A 15142-nucleotide genomic window follows, 5' to 3' on the forward strand; every position below is an offset into this window, starting at 1 on the left:
CCGGGTAACGGACCGAGGGTGTTTTGCAGCACACCTGTGTTCATCCCCACGATCGTGGCCTGCCCCTCCTCCCGCACGGCAACGAGACGGCATCGGTCGTCCCGTTAGTGTGGAGGCTTGTTTCCCACCGGAGGTTCCGCAGTGCCCACCGCGACGTCCACCGCCGCCGCCGTACCGTCCCGCCTGTTCCCGCTCGCCGCCGGAGACCGTGATTCGTCGGTCTACCGGGCCGGCGGCTGGATACAGGAGAACTGGGCGAGCTGGCTGAGCGCGGGGCTGCGCATTTTGTTGATCGTCGCCATCGCGATCGTGCTGCGTTCGGTGGTGCGGCGGACGATCAGCAGACTCATCGACCGGATGAACCGGGGCGCGGAGGCCGCGGCCTCCACCGCGCTGGGCGGCCTGCTGGTCAACGCGGAGCGGCGCAAGCAGCGCAGCGAGGCGATCGGCTCGGTGCTGCGCAGTGTGGCGTCCTTCCTGATCCTGGGCACGGCCGCGCTGACCGTGCTGTCGGTGCTCAAGATCAATCTGGCGCCGCTGCTGGCCAGCGCCGGGGTCGCCGGGGTCGCGATCGGCTTCGGCGCGCGCAATCTGGTGACGGACTTCCTGTCCGGCGTCTTCATGATCCTGGAGGACCAGTACGGCGTCGGCGACGTGATCGACGCGGGGGTGGCCAGCGGCACCGTCATAGAGGTGGGGCTGCGGGTCACCAAGCTGCGCGGTGACAACGGCGAGATCTGGTACGTGCGCAACGGCGAGGTCAAGCGGATCGGCAACCTCAGCCAGGGCTGGGCGACGGCCGTGGTGGACGTGCAGGTCGGCGCGGGCGAGGACCTTGAGCGGGCGCGCCAGGTGATCGCGGCCACCGGCGAGGACATGGGCAAGGAGGACCCCTGGGACGAGATGCTCTGGGAGCCCGTACGGGTCCTCGGCCTGGAGTCGGTCGGCACGGACTTCGTGGTGATCCAGACGCACGCCAAGACGATGCCGGGGCGGGCCACCGATGTCGCCCGTGAGCTGCGCTGGCGGATCAAGCGGGCGTTCGACGAGGCGGGCATCGTGATCTCCGGCGGCACGCCGACGGTGGAGGTCACCGAGGCGACGGTGCCCGAGGGCGCGTCGGAGGTGGCCGAGATGCGGCGGCAGACCGCCGTGGAGGACGCGCGCCCCGCGGCGCCCGTGCCGCCGCCCGCCTCCGGCGAGCGCTGACCCCCGGCACCTGTCGCTTTGCCGAAGCCCCTGGCACCCTGATGGCGCCGGGGGCTTCGTTCATAACGACTTGGCCGTCCTGCCGTCGACCCCCCTTGACGCTCCGCCAATGGCGGGCCTACCTTTCGTTTTGCCAATAGGAAACTTTCCTAACAGTGAACTGAGGGAGGATGGCGCGCATGGCTGGCACCCCTGGAACGCCGCGCGTACTGCGCGCCATGAACGACCGCGCCGCACTCGACCTCCTGCTGGAGCACGGCACGCTCTCCCGTACCCGGATCGGTAAGCTGACCGGACTGTCCAAGCCCACCGCGTCGCAGCTGCTGGCGCGCCTGGAGGCGGCGGGGCTGGTCCAGGCCACCGGCACCACGGCGGGCCGCCCCGGCCCCAACGCCCAGCTCTACTCGGTCAATCCGGCCGCCGCGTACGTGGCGGGACTCGATGTCAACTCCGAGCGGATCAGGGCCGCGGTCGCCGACATCACCGGCCGTACCGTCGGCACCTTCAAGCTGCTCACCCCGCGCCGCCGCACCGCGGGCAACGCGGTGGAGCAGGTCGTGCAGGCGGTGGACGGCGCGGCCAAGGCCGCCGGGCTGAACCGCTCCGACCTGCACCGGATCGTCATAGGCACGCCCGGCGCCTTCGACCCCAGCACCGGACGGCTGCGCTACGCCAGCCACCTGCCCGGCTGGCACGCCCCCGCGCTGCTGGACGAGCTGGCCGCCGCGCTGCCGATGCCGCTGGAGTACGACAACGACGTCAATCTCGCCGCCGTCGCCGAACAGCGGATCGGCGCCGCCCGCGAGCACGACGACTTCGTGCTGCTGTGGAACGAGGAGGGCATCGGCGCCGCCATCGTCATCGGCGGCCGGCTGCACCGCGGCTGGACCGGCGGCGCGGGCGAGGTCGGCTTCCTGCCGGTGCCCGGCACCCCGCTGGTCCGCAACGTCACCAAGGCCAACAACGGCGGCTTCCAGGAACTCGCGGGCTGCAACGCCGTGTTGCGGCTGGCCAGGGAACTCGGCATCGACGTCCCGGCCGGCACCCAGCAGGACGCCGCCGCCGAACTGCTCGCCGAGGCCGCGCTGCGGCGCACCGCGAGCGAGGAGACCGGCGCCGACAGCGGCCCGTACGGCGAACTGCTCGCCCGGTTCGCCACCGGCACCGCCATCGGTCTGGCCTCGCTGGTCGCCGTGCTCGACCCGGCGATGATCGTGCTGTCGGGCGATGTGACCGTGGCGGGCGGCGAACCGCTGCGCGCCCTGGTCCAGGCCGAACTCGCCGAACTGGCCGTACCCCGGCCGCATCTGGTGCTCGGCACGGTCCAGGACCACCCCGTACTGAGCGGGGCGCTGGAGAGCGCGCTCGCCACCACCCGCGACGAGGTGTTCGACACCTCGCGCTGACCCCGCCCCGACAACGGACCCCGCCACCCCGAACCGCCCGAGCCAGAGCCAGAACCGCCACAGCCAGAACCACCAGAGCCCAGAACCCGCGTACCCCGCAGATCCAGCGGACCGGCACACCCCGCCGCTCCGGTGGTCCCGCACACCCTCAGCACACCCTCAACAGGCCCTCAGCACACCCTCGACCAGTCCTTGAAAGCAGTACTTGAAAGGCCCGCAAGGCCCGAAGATCCCCCGGAGGAAGCGCAGTGTCCCGTCTGACGAAGGCAGCCGCCGCCGTAGCGGCCACCGCCGCGATATCGCTGCTCGCGAGCGCATGTACCGGCCAGAGTTCCGGCTCGGCCGACGACGACGCCAGCAAGGACGTCTCCATCACGTTCTGGCACGGCTGGACCGCGCCCAACGAGCTGAAGGCCATCAACGACAACGTCGCCCGGTTCGAGAAGGCCCACCCCAACATCCACGTCAAGGTGCAGGGCAACATCACCGACGACAAGATCAACCAGGCGCTGCGCGCGGGCGGTTCGAAGGCCCCCGACGTCGTCTCCTCCTTCACCACCGACAACGTCGGCCAGTTCTGCTCCTCCGGCTCGATGGCCGACCTCGGCCCGTTCCTGACGAAGTCGAAGATCGACCCGGCCGCCACCTTCCCCAAGCCGATGCTGGAGTACACCCAGTTCAACGGGACCCGCTGCACGCTGCCGCTGCTCGGTGACGCGTACGGGCTGTACTACAACAAGAAGGCGTTCGCCGCCGCCGGGATCAGTGCGCCGCCCAAGACGATGAGCGAGTTCAAGGCCGACGCGATCAAGCTGACGAAGTCCAAGGGCGACTCGTACAGCCAGCTCGGCTTCATGCCGAACTTCCACGGCTACGAGTCCACCACCACGCACCTGGCCGCGCAGTGGGGTGTGAAGTACTTCGACGCGAGCGGCAAGTCCCAGGTGGCCAAGGACCCCGGGTTCGCGAAGATGTTCGGCTGGCAGCAGGACATGGTCAAGTCGCTGGGCGGCTTCGGCAAGCTGGAGAAGTACCGCAACACCTTCGGTGACGAATTCGGCGCGAAGAACCCGCTGCTGACCGGCCAGGTCGCGATGGGCATGGACGGCGAGTGGCGGCTGGGCATGGCCAAGGACGCCGGGATGAACGACCTCGGCGTGGCGCCCTTCCCGGTCCCCGACGACCAGGCGAGCACGTACGGCAAGGGCTACCTGTCCGGCACGATCATCGGCATCGCCAACACCAGCACGAAGAAGAACGCGGCCTGGGAGCTGGTGAAGTTCATGACCACCGACACCGACGCGGTCGTCTCCTTCGCCAACGCGATCCACAACGTGCCCTCCACGCTGGCCGCGCTGAAGTCGCCGAAGCTCGACGCCGACCCCGGCTTCAAGACCTTCATCGACATCGCGCAGAACCCGAACAGCACCACCACCCCGCCGAGCATCAACGGCGGCGCGTACCAGCTCACGCTCCAGGACTTCGGTTACGCCTACGAGTCCGGCAAGTCCAAGGACCTTGAGCAGGGTCTCCAGGGTGTCGACGCGCAGGTCGACAAGGACATCGCGCAGGCCAAGTGATGACCGCCGCCCTCCATCCCCTGCTGAAGGCCAAGCGCCGCAAGTCGGCGCTGCGCACCCTGGCCTTCCTGTCCCCCTGGATCATCGGGTTCAGCGTCTTCTTCGTGTACCCGCTGGTCTCCACCGTCTACTTCTCGTTCATGAAGTACAACGGCATCAACGCGCCGACCTGGGTGGGCGGCAAGAACTGGTCGTACGTCTTCTCGGACTACCCGTTCTTCTGGCCCGCGCTGCGCAACACGCTGTGGCTGGTCGTCGTGATGGTGACGCTGCGGGTGCTGTTCGGACTCGGCATCGGCCTGCTCATCACGAAGATCAAGACGGGCGCGGGCTTCTTCCGTACGGCGTTCTACCTGCCGTACCTGGCCCCGCCGGTCGCCGCGACGATGGCGTTCGTCTTCCTGCTCAACCCCGGTACGGGACCGGTCAACCACCTGCTGGGCGACTTCGGTCTGCCCACCCCGGGCTGGTTCACCGATCCGCACTGGTCCAAGCCCGCGCTGACCATGCTGGCCGTGTGGGGCATCGGCGACCTGATGGTGATCTTCATGGCCGCGCTGCTCGACGTGCCCAAGGAGCAGTACGAGGCGGCGGAGCTGGACGGCGCGGGCCCCTGGCACCGCTTCCGGTTCGTGACGCTGCCGAACATCTCGCCGATCGTGATGTTCGCGGTGGTCACCGGTGTCATCCAGACCATGCAGTACTACACACAGCCGCTGGTCGCGGGGAAGGTCGCGAGCGGGGTGATCGGCAACTCCGGCCAGCAGGTGGAGCCCGGCTACCCCGACAAGTCGACCCTCACCCTGCCGCAACTGGTCTACGAACGCGGCTTCCAGCGCTTCGACTACGGCTCGGCGTGCGTCATCGCCCTCGTGCTGTTCGTGCTCTCGATGGCGTTCACGGCGCTGCTGCTGCGCCGCCGCAACGGCTTCCTGTCGGCGGAGGACTGATCATGACCCAAGCGACCATCGCGCCCGGCGGCGCCGTCCGCGACTCCGCCGCGGGCCGCGGCCCCGACCTCCGCGCCCGGCGCAAGGCGCGCCGCAAGGAGACCCTGCACTGGATCGCCGTGCACTCGCTCGGCATCGCGGCGGCGGCCTTCTTCGTGCTGCCCTTCGTCTTCGTCTTCCTCACCGCGGTGATGAGCGACAACCAGGCGCTCACCCGCGACCTGTGGCCCGACCACTGGCAATGGTCCAACTTCCGCACGGTGTGGGACACCCCGGGCTTCCTGACCTGGTGGCGCAACACGCTGGTGTACGCGGTCGGCGGCACCGTGCTGACCGTGGTGTCGTCCCTGCCGGTGGCGTACGCGCTCGCCAAGTTCCGCTTCCGCGGCCGTAATCTGGTCATGGTCCTGGTGATCTCGACGATGATGCTGCCGCCGCAGGTGGTCATCATCCCGATGTACCTGTTCTGGACCAAGCAGTTGGGGATGGACGGCAGCCTGTGGCCGCTGATCATCCCGATGGCCTTCGGTGACGCGTTCACCATCTTCCTGCTGCGGCAGTTCCTGCTGACGATCCCCAAGGAGTACACCGAGGCCGCCAAGGTCGACGGCTGCGGTGAGCTGCGCACGCTGCTCACCGTCATCGTCCCGATGATCAGGCCGGCCCTGGCCGCGGTGGCGCTCTTCCAGTTCTTCTACTGCTGGAACGACTACTTCGGGCCGCAGATCTACGCCAGCTCCAACCCCGGGGCCTGGACGCTCAGCTACGGACTGGAGTCCTTCAAGGGCGCACATCACACCAACTGGAATCTGACCATGGCGGCCACCGTTCTCGTGATGGCCCCGGTGATCGTGGTCTTCTTCTTCGCGCAAAAGGCCTTCATCGAAGGCGTGACCCTGACGGGAGTCAAGGGATGAAACTGGCAGTCGTGGGCGGCGGGTCCACGTACACCCCCGAACTCATCGACGGATTCGCGCGGTTGCGCGACACTCTGCCGATCGAGGAACTGGTGCTGGTCGACCCGGCCGCGGACCGCCTGGAGTTGGTCGGCGGGCTCGCCCGGCGGATCTTCGCCAAGCAGGGCCATCCGGGCACCATCACCACCACCGCCGACCTGGAGTCGGGGGTGGCCGGCGCGGACGCCGTGCTGCTCCAGCTCAGGATCGGCGGGCAGGCCGCGCGCAACCAGGACGAGACGTGGCCGCTCGAATGCGGCTGCGTCGGCCAGGAGACCACCGGCGCGGGCGGTCTCGCCAAGGCGCTGCGCACGGTCCCGGTGGTCCTCGACATCGCCGAGCGGGTGCGCAGGGTCGCGCCGCAGGCGTGGATCATCGACTTCACCAACCCGGTCGGCATCGTGACCCGGGCGCTGCTCCAGGCCGGGCACAAGGCCGTCGGGCTGTGCAATGTGGCGATCGGCTTCCAGCGCAAATTCGCCAAGCTGCTGGACGTCTCGCCGGAGCAGGTGCACCTGGACCACGTCGGGCTCAACCACCTGACGTGGGAGCGCGGGGTGCGCCTGGGCGGGCCGCAGGGCGAGGACATGCTGCCCAAGCTGCTCGCGGAGCACGGCGACACGATCGCCGCCGACCTGCACCTGCCGCGCGAGATCGTGGACCGGCTCGGCGTCGTCCCCTCGTACTACCTGCGTTACTACTACGCGCACGACGAGGTGGTGCGCGAACTGCGGACCACGCCGTCGCGGGCCTCCCAAGTGGCCGCGATGGAGAAGCAGTTGCTGGAGATGTACGGCGACCCGGCGCTGGACGAGAAGCCGGAGCTGCTGGCCAAGCGCGGCGGCGCCTTCTACTCGGAGGCCGCGGTGGCGCTGGCGTCCTCGCTGCTGCGCGACACCGGCGATGTCCAGGTGGTGAACACGTACAACAACGGCACGCTGCCGTTCCTCGCCGACGACGCCGTCATCGAGGTGCCCGCGGTGGTCGACGGGAACGGCACGAAGCCGCTGCCGGTCGCGCCGCTCGACCCGCTGTACGCGGGCCTGATCGCCAATGTCACGGCGTACGAGGACCTGGCGCTCGAGGCCGCGCTGCGCGGCGGCCGGGACCGGGTGTTCAAGGCGCTGCTGTCGCACCCGCTGATCGGCCAGTACGAGTACGCCGAGGCGCTCACCGACAGTCTCGTCGCGCACAACCGGGAGCACTTGGCGTGGGCGTGAGCCGGGAACCGCTCGTCCCCGGTGGCGTCCTCGCCATCGACGCGGGCAACAGCAAGACCGACGTGGCGCTGGTCGCCGCCGACGGAACGGTGCTCGGCGCCGCCCGCGGCGGCGGCTTCCAGCCGCCGGTCGTCGGGGTCGGGGCAGCCGTCGACGCCCTCGCGCGCATCGTGGAGCGCGCGGCGGCCGACGCGGGCCTGCGGCGTGCCGCGGACGGTTCCGACAGCGCCGATACGGGGACACCTCTGGTGGAGCACACCTCGGCCTGTCTGGCCAACGCGGACCTGCCGGTCGAGGAGCAGCAGCTCGAAGCGGCGGTGCACGGGCGCGGCTGGGCGAGGTCGACGCGCGTCGCCAACGACACCTTCGCGATCCTGCGGGCGGGCGTGGACGCGCCCCGCGGGGTGGCGGTGGTGTGCGGCGCGGGCATCAACTGCGTGGGCATGCTGCCGGACGGCAGGACGGCCCGTTTCCCGGCGATCGGCAAGATCTCCGGGGACTGGGGCGGCGGTTCGGGTCTCGCCGAGGAGGCCCTGTTCCACGCCGCCCGCGCCGAGGACGGCCGGGGCGGACCGACGGCGCTGGCGGCCACACTGCCCGCGCACTTCGGACTGCCCACGATGTACGCGCTGATCGAGGCGCTGCACCTGGAAACGATTCCGGCGGCCCGCAAGTACGAGCTGACGCCCGTGCTGTTCGCGACCTCCGACGCGGGGGACGCGGTAGCCCGCTCGATACTCGACCAGCAGGCCGACGAGATCGTGGCCCTGGCCACGGTGGCGCTGGCCAGACTCGACCTGCTGGACGAGGAGGCCGACGTGGTGCTGGGCGGCGGGGTCATGGCGGCCAGGAATCCGTATCTCATGGACGCCCTGACCGAACGGCTCACCGCCCGCGCCCCCAAGGCCCGGCCGCACGTCGTGACGGCGCCGCCGGTGCTCGGCGCGGCCCTGCTGGGTCTGGACCACCTGGCGGCCCCGCCGCGGTCCCACGCGGCACTGCGGGCCCACTACGCGTAACGCCTCACACCGCCCTGTTCGGTTCCCGGTCACCCGGGAACCGAACAGGGCGGTGACGCGTGTGGGGGGTTAGGGGAGCAGGCAAGGCGGTCGTGCGGCAAGATCCACCGGTTGGCTAGGTGGATGCAGGTGGCTGCGGCCATACTGCTGGCTGAGAGCGTGACTTCCGCGGACGCGGTGGTCGGTCCCGGGGGAGGGTGAGTGACGCAGACGCCGACGATGGGCGGGGGTTCGAACGGGCTGAACCGGGCGGGGGTACCGGCGCAGCGCCGCCGGGCCTGGGTGGAACGTACGGATCAGCTCAAGGCCGCCGCCACCACGGAGCCGGGCCGGCTGCGGATCATCGGCGCCGTACTGGCCCTGCTGGTCGTGGCGTTCGGCGCCGTCACGGCCTGGCAGGTCAGCGACCGTACGACGGCCGCGGGCAGCGTGCTCCACCACAGCGGGCCGCTGAGCGCGGACGCGGCGGAGATCTACCGCAGCCTCGCCGACGCCGACGCGACGGTGGCGGGCGGCTTCCTCGTCGGCGGCCAGGAGCCGCGCTCGGTCACCGACCGCTACGACAAGGACATCGACACCGCGGCCGAGCTGATCACGCACGCCGCCGCGAACACGCAAGGGTCCGCGGAGGCGAGCGCGCAGATCTCCTCGCTCAACCAGCAGCTCCCGCGGTACACCAAGCTGGTGGCCACCGCCCAGGCCAACAACCGGCAGGGCCTGCCGCTGGGCGGCGCCTACCTGCGGTTCGCCAACGAGCAGATGCGCAAGCCCGGCGGGCTGCTCGACGCCTCCAAGAAGCTGTACGAGGCGGAGTCGGCGCGGCTGGACGACGACTACTCCGGCGCCAAGGCGCTGCCCTACGCCTCGTGGGCGCTGGGCATTGTGGCGCTCGGCGGCCTGGTGTGGGCGCAGCGCCGCCACTACCGGCGCACCAACCGGGTGTTCAACCACGGCATGCTCGCCGCGTCCGCCGCCTGCGCGGTGGTCCTGCTGTGGCTGGTGGTGGGACACACGGTGGCGCGTACGCAGCTCGACAACTCCGACGCGCACGGCGCGGAGTCGATGAAGGTGCTCAACAGCGCGCGGATCGCGGTGCTCCAGGCCCGCGGCGACGAGAATCTGACGCTGGTGGCCCGCGGTTCCGGCAGCGCATACGACGCGACGTTCCAGAGCGGCATGGAGACGCTGGCGGGCAAGGACCCCAAGGGTGTGGGCGGTGAGCTGGCGAAGGCGCTGAAGCTGGCCGACAACACGGCGGGCCGCACCCCGGTCGATTCCGCGATCAAGGGTGTGCAGGCGTGGCGCGGCAGGCACGATGTGGCCAGGGCGAGTGACAACAACGGTGACTACGCCACGGCGGTCGCCGAGGTGATCGGCGGCAAGGACAGCAAGGGCAAGACGGTCACGGAGACCACCGGGCAGTGCTTCGACGTGGTCGACGCCAGTCTGGAGAAGGCCGTCGCGCAGGAGCAGCACGAGTTCCAGCAGGCCGCGAGGAACGGCCACGGCGCGCTGTCGCTGCTGCCGTACGGCGCGGCGGTGCTCGCGGTGCTGGCGGCGGCGGGCGCGGTGTTCGGCATCGGGCGCCGCCTGTCGGAGTACCGGTGATGAGCGTGCGGAACGAACCCGGGGTGAGGCGGACTGTGGAAGCGATACGGCCAGGACGCGGCAGGCGGGCCAGGGCCAGGCTGCGCGGCTGGGGCGGCGTCGCGGGGATGGCCTCGGCGTGCGCGCTGGCGCTGAGCGCCGCGCTGCTGCTGCCGTCGGACACCGCTCCCGCCGCCGACGCGGGCAGGACCGCCCCGCGGGCGCCGGTGACGCACGCGCAGTACGCGGCCGACGACGCGTGCGAGAACTCCGCGACGGCCCTGGACCCGGCGACCGGCGCGGTCACGAGCCTCGACCCCGACGGCGGGACGCGGGACGGCGCGGCGGTGGAGCGGATCAGGCGGAACAAGCGGCTGATCGTCGGTGTCGACCAGAACAGCTATCTGTGGGGTTACCGCGACCCGGTCTCCGGTGAGATCACCGGCTTCGACATCGCCATCGTCAAGGCCATCGCGAAGAGCATCCTCGGCGAGAACGCGCAGGTGCAGTACCTGACGATACCGACCGACCAGCGCGTCCCGATGATCCTGACCCACAAGGTCGACATGGTGGTGCGCACGATGAGCATCACGTGTTCCCGGCTGACCGAGAAGGACAAGCAGATCGCCTTCTCCAGCGCCTACTTCATGGCGGGCCAGCAGCTTCTGGCGCCCGAGGGCTCCCCCGTCACCGGCTTCGACGACTCGCTGAGCGGCAAGAAGGTCTGCACCGCGTCCGGTTCGACCGGTGAGACCAAGCTCCAGGCGGACCCGCACGGCGCGAAGATCATGCTGGTGCCGAACCAGCTCGACTGTCTGGTGCGGGTGCAACTCGGCCTCGCAGACGCGGTGTTCACCGACAACGCGCTCGCGGCCGGCCAGGCCGCGCAGGACCCGTCGATGCGGCTGGTCGGCAAACCGGTCACCACCGAGCCGTACGGTGTGGCGATGAACCTGGCGGACACCGACCTGATCCGGCAGGTCAACCAGGTGCTGGCGACGTACAGCGGCGGCGGCGCCGACAGCGAGTGGATGCGGCAGTACCACCGCTGGCTCGGCCAGCACCTGTCCGGGATCACCGGCCCGCCGGAGGCCCACTACAAGTAACGGCGCGACGCAGTCGGGGGCACCAACAGCGCACACGGACAGCGGAAAGAGGGTGTGATGGCGGTCGCTGGACCCACCGGACCGGTCATGGGACGGGAAGAGGTCGACCGTGCCCTGGAGCGGCTCGGCACCGAGCACGAGGCGATCGAGTCCTCGCTGCTCGCCCTCCAGGACCACTCGGGCCGCCGTCTGCTGGAGGGCGCCGAGCTGACCGGCGTCACCAAGGAGCGCTGGGCGGAGACCGACGCGGCGATCACCCTGCTGTGGGCGCATTTCGAGGCGTACACCGAGGCGTTGGACAGCGCGCGTGAGCTGCGGGCCAAGCGCCGCTGGCCGACGCAGACCGAACTGCTCCGGCTGACCGAACTGCTGCGCGGCGAGGGCGTGACCGTCACCGGGGCCGCCACCCCGGACGCCGCCAGGTCGCTGACCGGCCCGGCGAAACTGACCGAGAAGTTCAGCCTGGAGCAGTTGCTCGCGCGGATGAACGGCTGGTACGACCAGGCCATGGAGACGGTGGCCGCCGCCGACTCCGTGTGGTCGGCGCTGCCCGCCAGGATCGACCTGCTGGCCGCCGAGACCCGGCGGGTCCAGTCGCTGGCGGACTCGGTGGGCGTACGGCCGGGCACGCACCCGGCGGGCGACGAACTGGCCGGTCTGATCGACGACTTGGGCGTGCTGCGCGCCCGTACCGTCTCCGACCCGCTCGCCTTCTGGCGGGCCGCACCCTCGCCCGGCCGCCCCGACACCGAGCGGTACGAGCAGGCGGGCCGCCAACTGGAGCAGATCCGCCGCGAGGTGGAGGCGGTGCTGCACGTACGGGACGACGCCGAGCACCGGCTGCTGCGGCTGCGTGACGTGCTGTCGCGCGCCGACCGCACGCTGACCGAGGCGCGCAGCGCCCGGGTCGAGGTGCTGTCGAAGATCCTGGCGTCCGACGTGCCCGCGGTCAGCGGCCCGGCGGCGGCGCTGCACGAACAGCTCGCGTCCGCCGAGGCGTTCTGGCGCGGCTCGCAGTGGCACCGGCTGTCCCCGCTGCTGGACGGCCTGGAGGAGCGCGCGGACGAGGAGCTGCTGCGGGCCCGTGACTCGCTGACGGCGGTGACCGCGCCGCTGGCGGTCAGGGCGGAGCTGCGCGGCAGACTGGACGCGTACCGCGCGAAGGTGGCGCGGCTGGGGATGGCCGAGGACCCGCTGCTGATCGAGCGGTACGACCAGGCGCGCCGTCTGCTGTGGAGCGCGCCGTGCGACCTGGCCGCGGCCGAGCGCACCGTGCAGCGGTATCAGCAGGCGGTCGCGGAGGTCACCGTGCCGCGGACGTCGGGGCCGCAGGACAGCAGGGGGCCGGTATGACCGGGACCGCCGGAATGTCGTCGTCGGACGGGACCGTTGCGTACAGGGCGCGCGTGGCGTACGCGCGACAGGGGAAAGGCTGAGGGGGAACACCGTGAGCAAGTGCCAACGGCCCGGTTGCGGCGGGACCTTGGAGGACATGGGCGGCGGCGAGCTGTACTGCGACACCTGCGGCCTCGCGCCGCTGCCGGTGGCCGCGCAGGGCGGCGCGGGTCCGGTGGGCGCGGCGGGCTCGGTGCCCGGCGCGCGCGGCGCGGACTCGGGCCGCTCCGGCCGTTCGGTGTCCTCGCAGACCTCGTCGCACTCCTCCTCGCGGTCCTCCAAGTCGTCCTCCCGCGCCTCGCGCCGTTCGGTCTCCGGGCGGCTGTCGCGGTCGCTGAGCGGCACCGCCACCGGCCGTTCGGTGTCGGTGCGCAGCAGCCGCAGTTCCAGCAGCGGCTCCACCCGCGGCAAGCTCGGCGCGGGCCTGGTGTCGGTGCCGACGGTGCCGCGGCCGGACCCGGCCGCCGCGGTGCTGGAGAACCCCGAGGTGCCCGAGCGCAAGCGCTTTTGCAGCAAGGGCGACTGCGGCGCGCCCGTCGGCCGCAGCCGCGGCGACCGCCCCGGCCGTACCGAGGGCTACTGCAGCAAGTGCGGCCACCCGTACTCGTTCTCGCCCAAGCTGCGGCCCGGCGACATCGTGCACGGCCAGTACGACGTGGTGGGCTGCCTGGCGCACGGCGGTCTCGGCTGGATCTACCTGGCGGTGGACCGGGCGGTGTCCGACCGCTGGGTGGTGCTCAAGGGCCTGCTCGACACCGGGGACGAGGACGCGCTGGCCGCGGCCGTCTCCGAGCGGCGCTTCCTCGCCGAGATCGAGCACCCCAACATCGTCCGGATCTACAACTTCGTCGAGCACCTCGACCAGCGCACCGGCACCCTCGACGGGTACATCGTGATGGCGTACGTCGGCGGCAAGTCGATGAAGGAGATCGCCAACGAGCGGCGTACGCCGGACGGCAGGCGCGAGCCGCTGCCGGTCGCGCAGGCCATCGCGTACGCCATCGAGGCGCTGGACGCGCTGGGGCACCTGCACAGCCGCAATCTGCTCTACTGCGACTTCAAGGTCGACAACGCCATCCAGACCGAGGACCGGCTCGAACTCATCGACATGGGCGCCGTGCGGCGGATGGACGACACCGAGTCGGCGATATACGGCACGGTCGGCTACCAGGCGCCCGAGGTCGCCGAGGTCGGCCCCTCGGTCGCCTCCGACCTGTACACGGTGGCGCGGACGCTCGCGGTGCTGACCTTCGACTTCCAGGGCTACACGAACGTCTTCGTGGACAGCCTGCCCGACCCGGGCAACATCGAGGTCTTCTCCCGCTACGAGTCCTTCTACCGGCTGCTGGTCCGCGCGACCGACCCGGACCCGGACAAGCGGTTCTCCTCCGCCGAGGAGATGTCCGACCAGCTCCTGGGCGTGCTGCGCGAGGTCGTCGCCCTGGAGACCGGCCGCCCGCGGCCCGCGCTGTCCACCCTCTTCGGCCCCGAACTGCGCGTGGTGGACACCGAGTTGGTACGGCCGGTGACCGGTGACACCTCGACGCTCGGCGCCGACCGCGCGCTGGAGAAGGCGTCGCGGCGCCGCGACCGGGTCGGCGGCAACGGGTCGGCGCCCGCGCTGCCCGCCGGAAGCATCCCGGCCCAGCCCGCGGGGCTGCCCGCGGTGCCCGGCCCCGGCGCGTACAGCCCGACCGTGATCGGCGCCCCGCTGCCCAACTGGGGCCCGCCGCCCGCCACCAGCCCCACCGTGTCGCGGCTGAACGCGGGCGCGGCCGTACTGGCGCTGCCCGTACCGCATGTCGACCCCGCCGACCCCAACGCGGGCTTCCTGGCCGGGCTTTCGGCCGCGGCCCCGGCCGAGCTGGTGGCGGCGCTGCACTCCGCGCCGCAGGACTCGGTGGAGAAGCGGCTGCGGGAGCTGCGGGCGCGGCTGGAGATGGCCGACCTCGACGGCGCCCAGCAGGTGATGGCGACGCTCGCCGACGCCGAGGACGACGCCATCGACTGGCGGGTGGTGTGGCACCGCGGCCTGGCGGCGCTGTGCACGGGCGACCACGAGACGGCGGCGCTGAGCTTCGACGCGGTCTACGACGCGTTCCCCGGTGAGCCCGCGCCGAAGCTGGCGCTGGGCATCTGCGCCGAGGTGCTGGGGCAGTTGGACAACGCGGCCGAGTACTACCGGCTGGTGTGGACGACCGACCAGAGCTATGTGAGCGCGGCCTTCGGTCTCGGCCGGGTGCTGCTGGCCTCCGGCGACCGGCAGGGCGCGGTACGCGTCCTGGAGTCGGTGCCCGAGTCGTCGATCCACTTCACCGCCGCGCGGGTGGCGGCGATCAGGGCCCGGCTGCGGGACAGATCGCCGCAGGAGCCGCTGCTGGCCGACCTCCAGGCGGCCGGGCTCCAGGTGGAGGAGCTGCAACGGCAGGGCCTGGACTCCGACCGGCGCGAGCAGCTCGCCACCGAGGTGCTGGGCAGCGCGCTGGACTGGGTGCTGGCGGGCCGTGTCGGGGACCTCCCGGCGGGCGCTCCGGGCGTACCGTCAACAGCCGGACCGCACAAGGCCGTTCTGGGCTCCGCCCTGAACGAGCGGGACCTGCGGTTCGGCCTGGAGCGCTCGTACCGGGTGCTGGCCAGGCTCGCCCAGCAGGGCAGTACGAGGATCGAACTGGTGGAACGCGCCAACCGCTTCCGCCCCCGGACGTGGGTGTAAA

At 71.2% G+C, this 15142-nt stretch carries 11 protein-coding genes; all 11 read left to right on the top strand.

The genetic code is table 11. The annotated features are described in order from the left end of the window. The first annotated feature begins 141 nt into the window (after positions 1-141). The 11 genes from ACIP4Z_RS03025 (at position 142) to ACIP4Z_RS03075 (ending at position 15141) form a co-directional block, all read left to right on the top strand. Entirely contained in the window at positions 142-1209 is a 1068-nt protein-coding gene (locus tag ACIP4Z_RS03025; RefSeq protein WP_391046747.1) for a mechanosensitive ion channel domain-containing protein, read from the top strand. A gap of 170 nt (positions 1210-1379) precedes the next feature. Continuing rightward, complete coding sequence (locus ACIP4Z_RS03030; protein ID WP_401304617.1) at positions 1380-2615, top strand: ROK family transcriptional regulator; 1236 nt, start codon at positions 1380-1382, stop codon at positions 2613-2615. A 248-nt stretch (positions 2616-2863) separates the two neighbouring features. Further along, positions 2864-4195 carry an extracellular solute-binding protein gene (locus ACIP4Z_RS03035; RefSeq protein WP_391160396.1) on the top strand — a complete coding sequence of 444 codons (1332 nt, stop codon included), beginning with the start codon at positions 2864-2866 and terminating at the stop codon, positions 4193-4195. Then, complete coding sequence (locus tag ACIP4Z_RS03040) at positions 4195-5145, top strand: sugar ABC transporter permease (protein WP_355337169.1); 951 nt, start codon at positions 4195-4197, stop codon at positions 5143-5145. The genes ACIP4Z_RS03035 and ACIP4Z_RS03040 overlap by 1 nt, the downstream gene beginning before the upstream one ends. Positions 5146-5147: 2 nt before the next feature. Next, positions 5148-6062, top strand: a complete 915-nt coding sequence (locus ACIP4Z_RS03045; RefSeq protein WP_355337167.1) for a carbohydrate ABC transporter permease — start codon at positions 5148-5150, stop codon at positions 6060-6062. Further along, positions 6059-7321, top strand: coding sequence for a 6-phospho-beta-glucosidase (locus ACIP4Z_RS03050; RefSeq protein ID WP_401304621.1), 1263 nt, complete (start codon positions 6059-6061; stop codon positions 7319-7321). The genes ACIP4Z_RS03045 and ACIP4Z_RS03050 overlap by 4 nt, the downstream gene beginning before the upstream one ends. Then, positions 7318-8340, top strand: a complete 1023-nt coding sequence (locus ACIP4Z_RS03055) for a BadF/BadG/BcrA/BcrD ATPase family protein (RefSeq protein WP_355337163.1) — start codon at positions 7318-7320, stop codon at positions 8338-8340. Before ACIP4Z_RS03050 ends, ACIP4Z_RS03055 begins: the two co-directional genes overlap by 4 nt. A 201-nt stretch (positions 8341-8541) precedes the next feature. Beyond that, on the top strand, positions 8542-9948 hold the full coding sequence (locus tag ACIP4Z_RS03060) for a hypothetical protein (protein ID WP_391046756.1): 1407 nt from the start codon (positions 8542-8544) through the stop codon (positions 9946-9948). Positions 9949-10055: 107 nt separating this feature from the next. Beyond that, positions 10056-11033, top strand: coding sequence for a transporter substrate-binding domain-containing protein (locus tag ACIP4Z_RS03065; protein WP_391046758.1), 978 nt, complete (start codon positions 10056-10058; stop codon positions 11031-11033). Positions 11034-11090: 57 nt separating this feature from the next. Then, on the top strand, positions 11091-12386 hold the full coding sequence (locus ACIP4Z_RS03070) for a hypothetical protein (protein WP_401304625.1): 1296 nt from the start codon (positions 11091-11093) through the stop codon (positions 12384-12386). A 139-nt stretch (positions 12387-12525) separates the two neighbouring features. Then, positions 12526-15141 carry a tetratricopeptide repeat protein gene (locus tag ACIP4Z_RS03075; RefSeq protein ID WP_355337159.1) on the top strand — a complete coding sequence of 872 codons (2616 nt, stop codon included), beginning with the start codon at positions 12526-12528 and terminating at the stop codon, positions 15139-15141. Position 15142 lies beyond the last annotated feature (1 nt).

This window comes from Streptomyces sp. NPDC088910, assembly GCF_044749865.1.
Taxonomy (GTDB): Bacteria; Actinomycetota; Actinomycetes; order Streptomycetales; family Streptomycetaceae; genus Actinacidiphila.

Coding starts and splice junctions, on each gene's coding strand:
- ACIP4Z_RS03030 (WP_401304617.1), top strand. CDS start 1,380: ATGGCGCGCATGGCTGGCACCCCTGGAACGCCGCGCGTACTGCGCGCC.
- ACIP4Z_RS03040 (WP_355337169.1), top strand. CDS start 4,195: ATGACCGCCGCCCTCCATCCCCTGCTGAAGGCCAAGCGCCGCAAGTCG.
- ACIP4Z_RS03045 (WP_355337167.1), top strand. CDS start 5,148: ATGACCCAAGCGACCATCGCGCCCGGCGGCGCCGTCCGCGACTCCGCC.
- ACIP4Z_RS03050 (WP_401304621.1), top strand. CDS start 6,059: ATGAAACTGGCAGTCGTGGGCGGCGGGTCCACGTACACCCCCGAACTC.
- ACIP4Z_RS03065 (WP_391046758.1), top strand. CDS start 10,056: ATGGCCTCGGCGTGCGCGCTGGCGCTGAGCGCCGCGCTGCTGCTGCCG.
- ACIP4Z_RS03070 (WP_401304625.1), top strand. CDS start 11,091: ATGGCGGTCGCTGGACCCACCGGACCGGTCATGGGACGGGAAGAGGTC.
- ACIP4Z_RS03075 (WP_355337159.1), top strand. CDS start 12,526: ATGGGCGGCGGCGAGCTGTACTGCGACACCTGCGGCCTCGCGCCGCTG.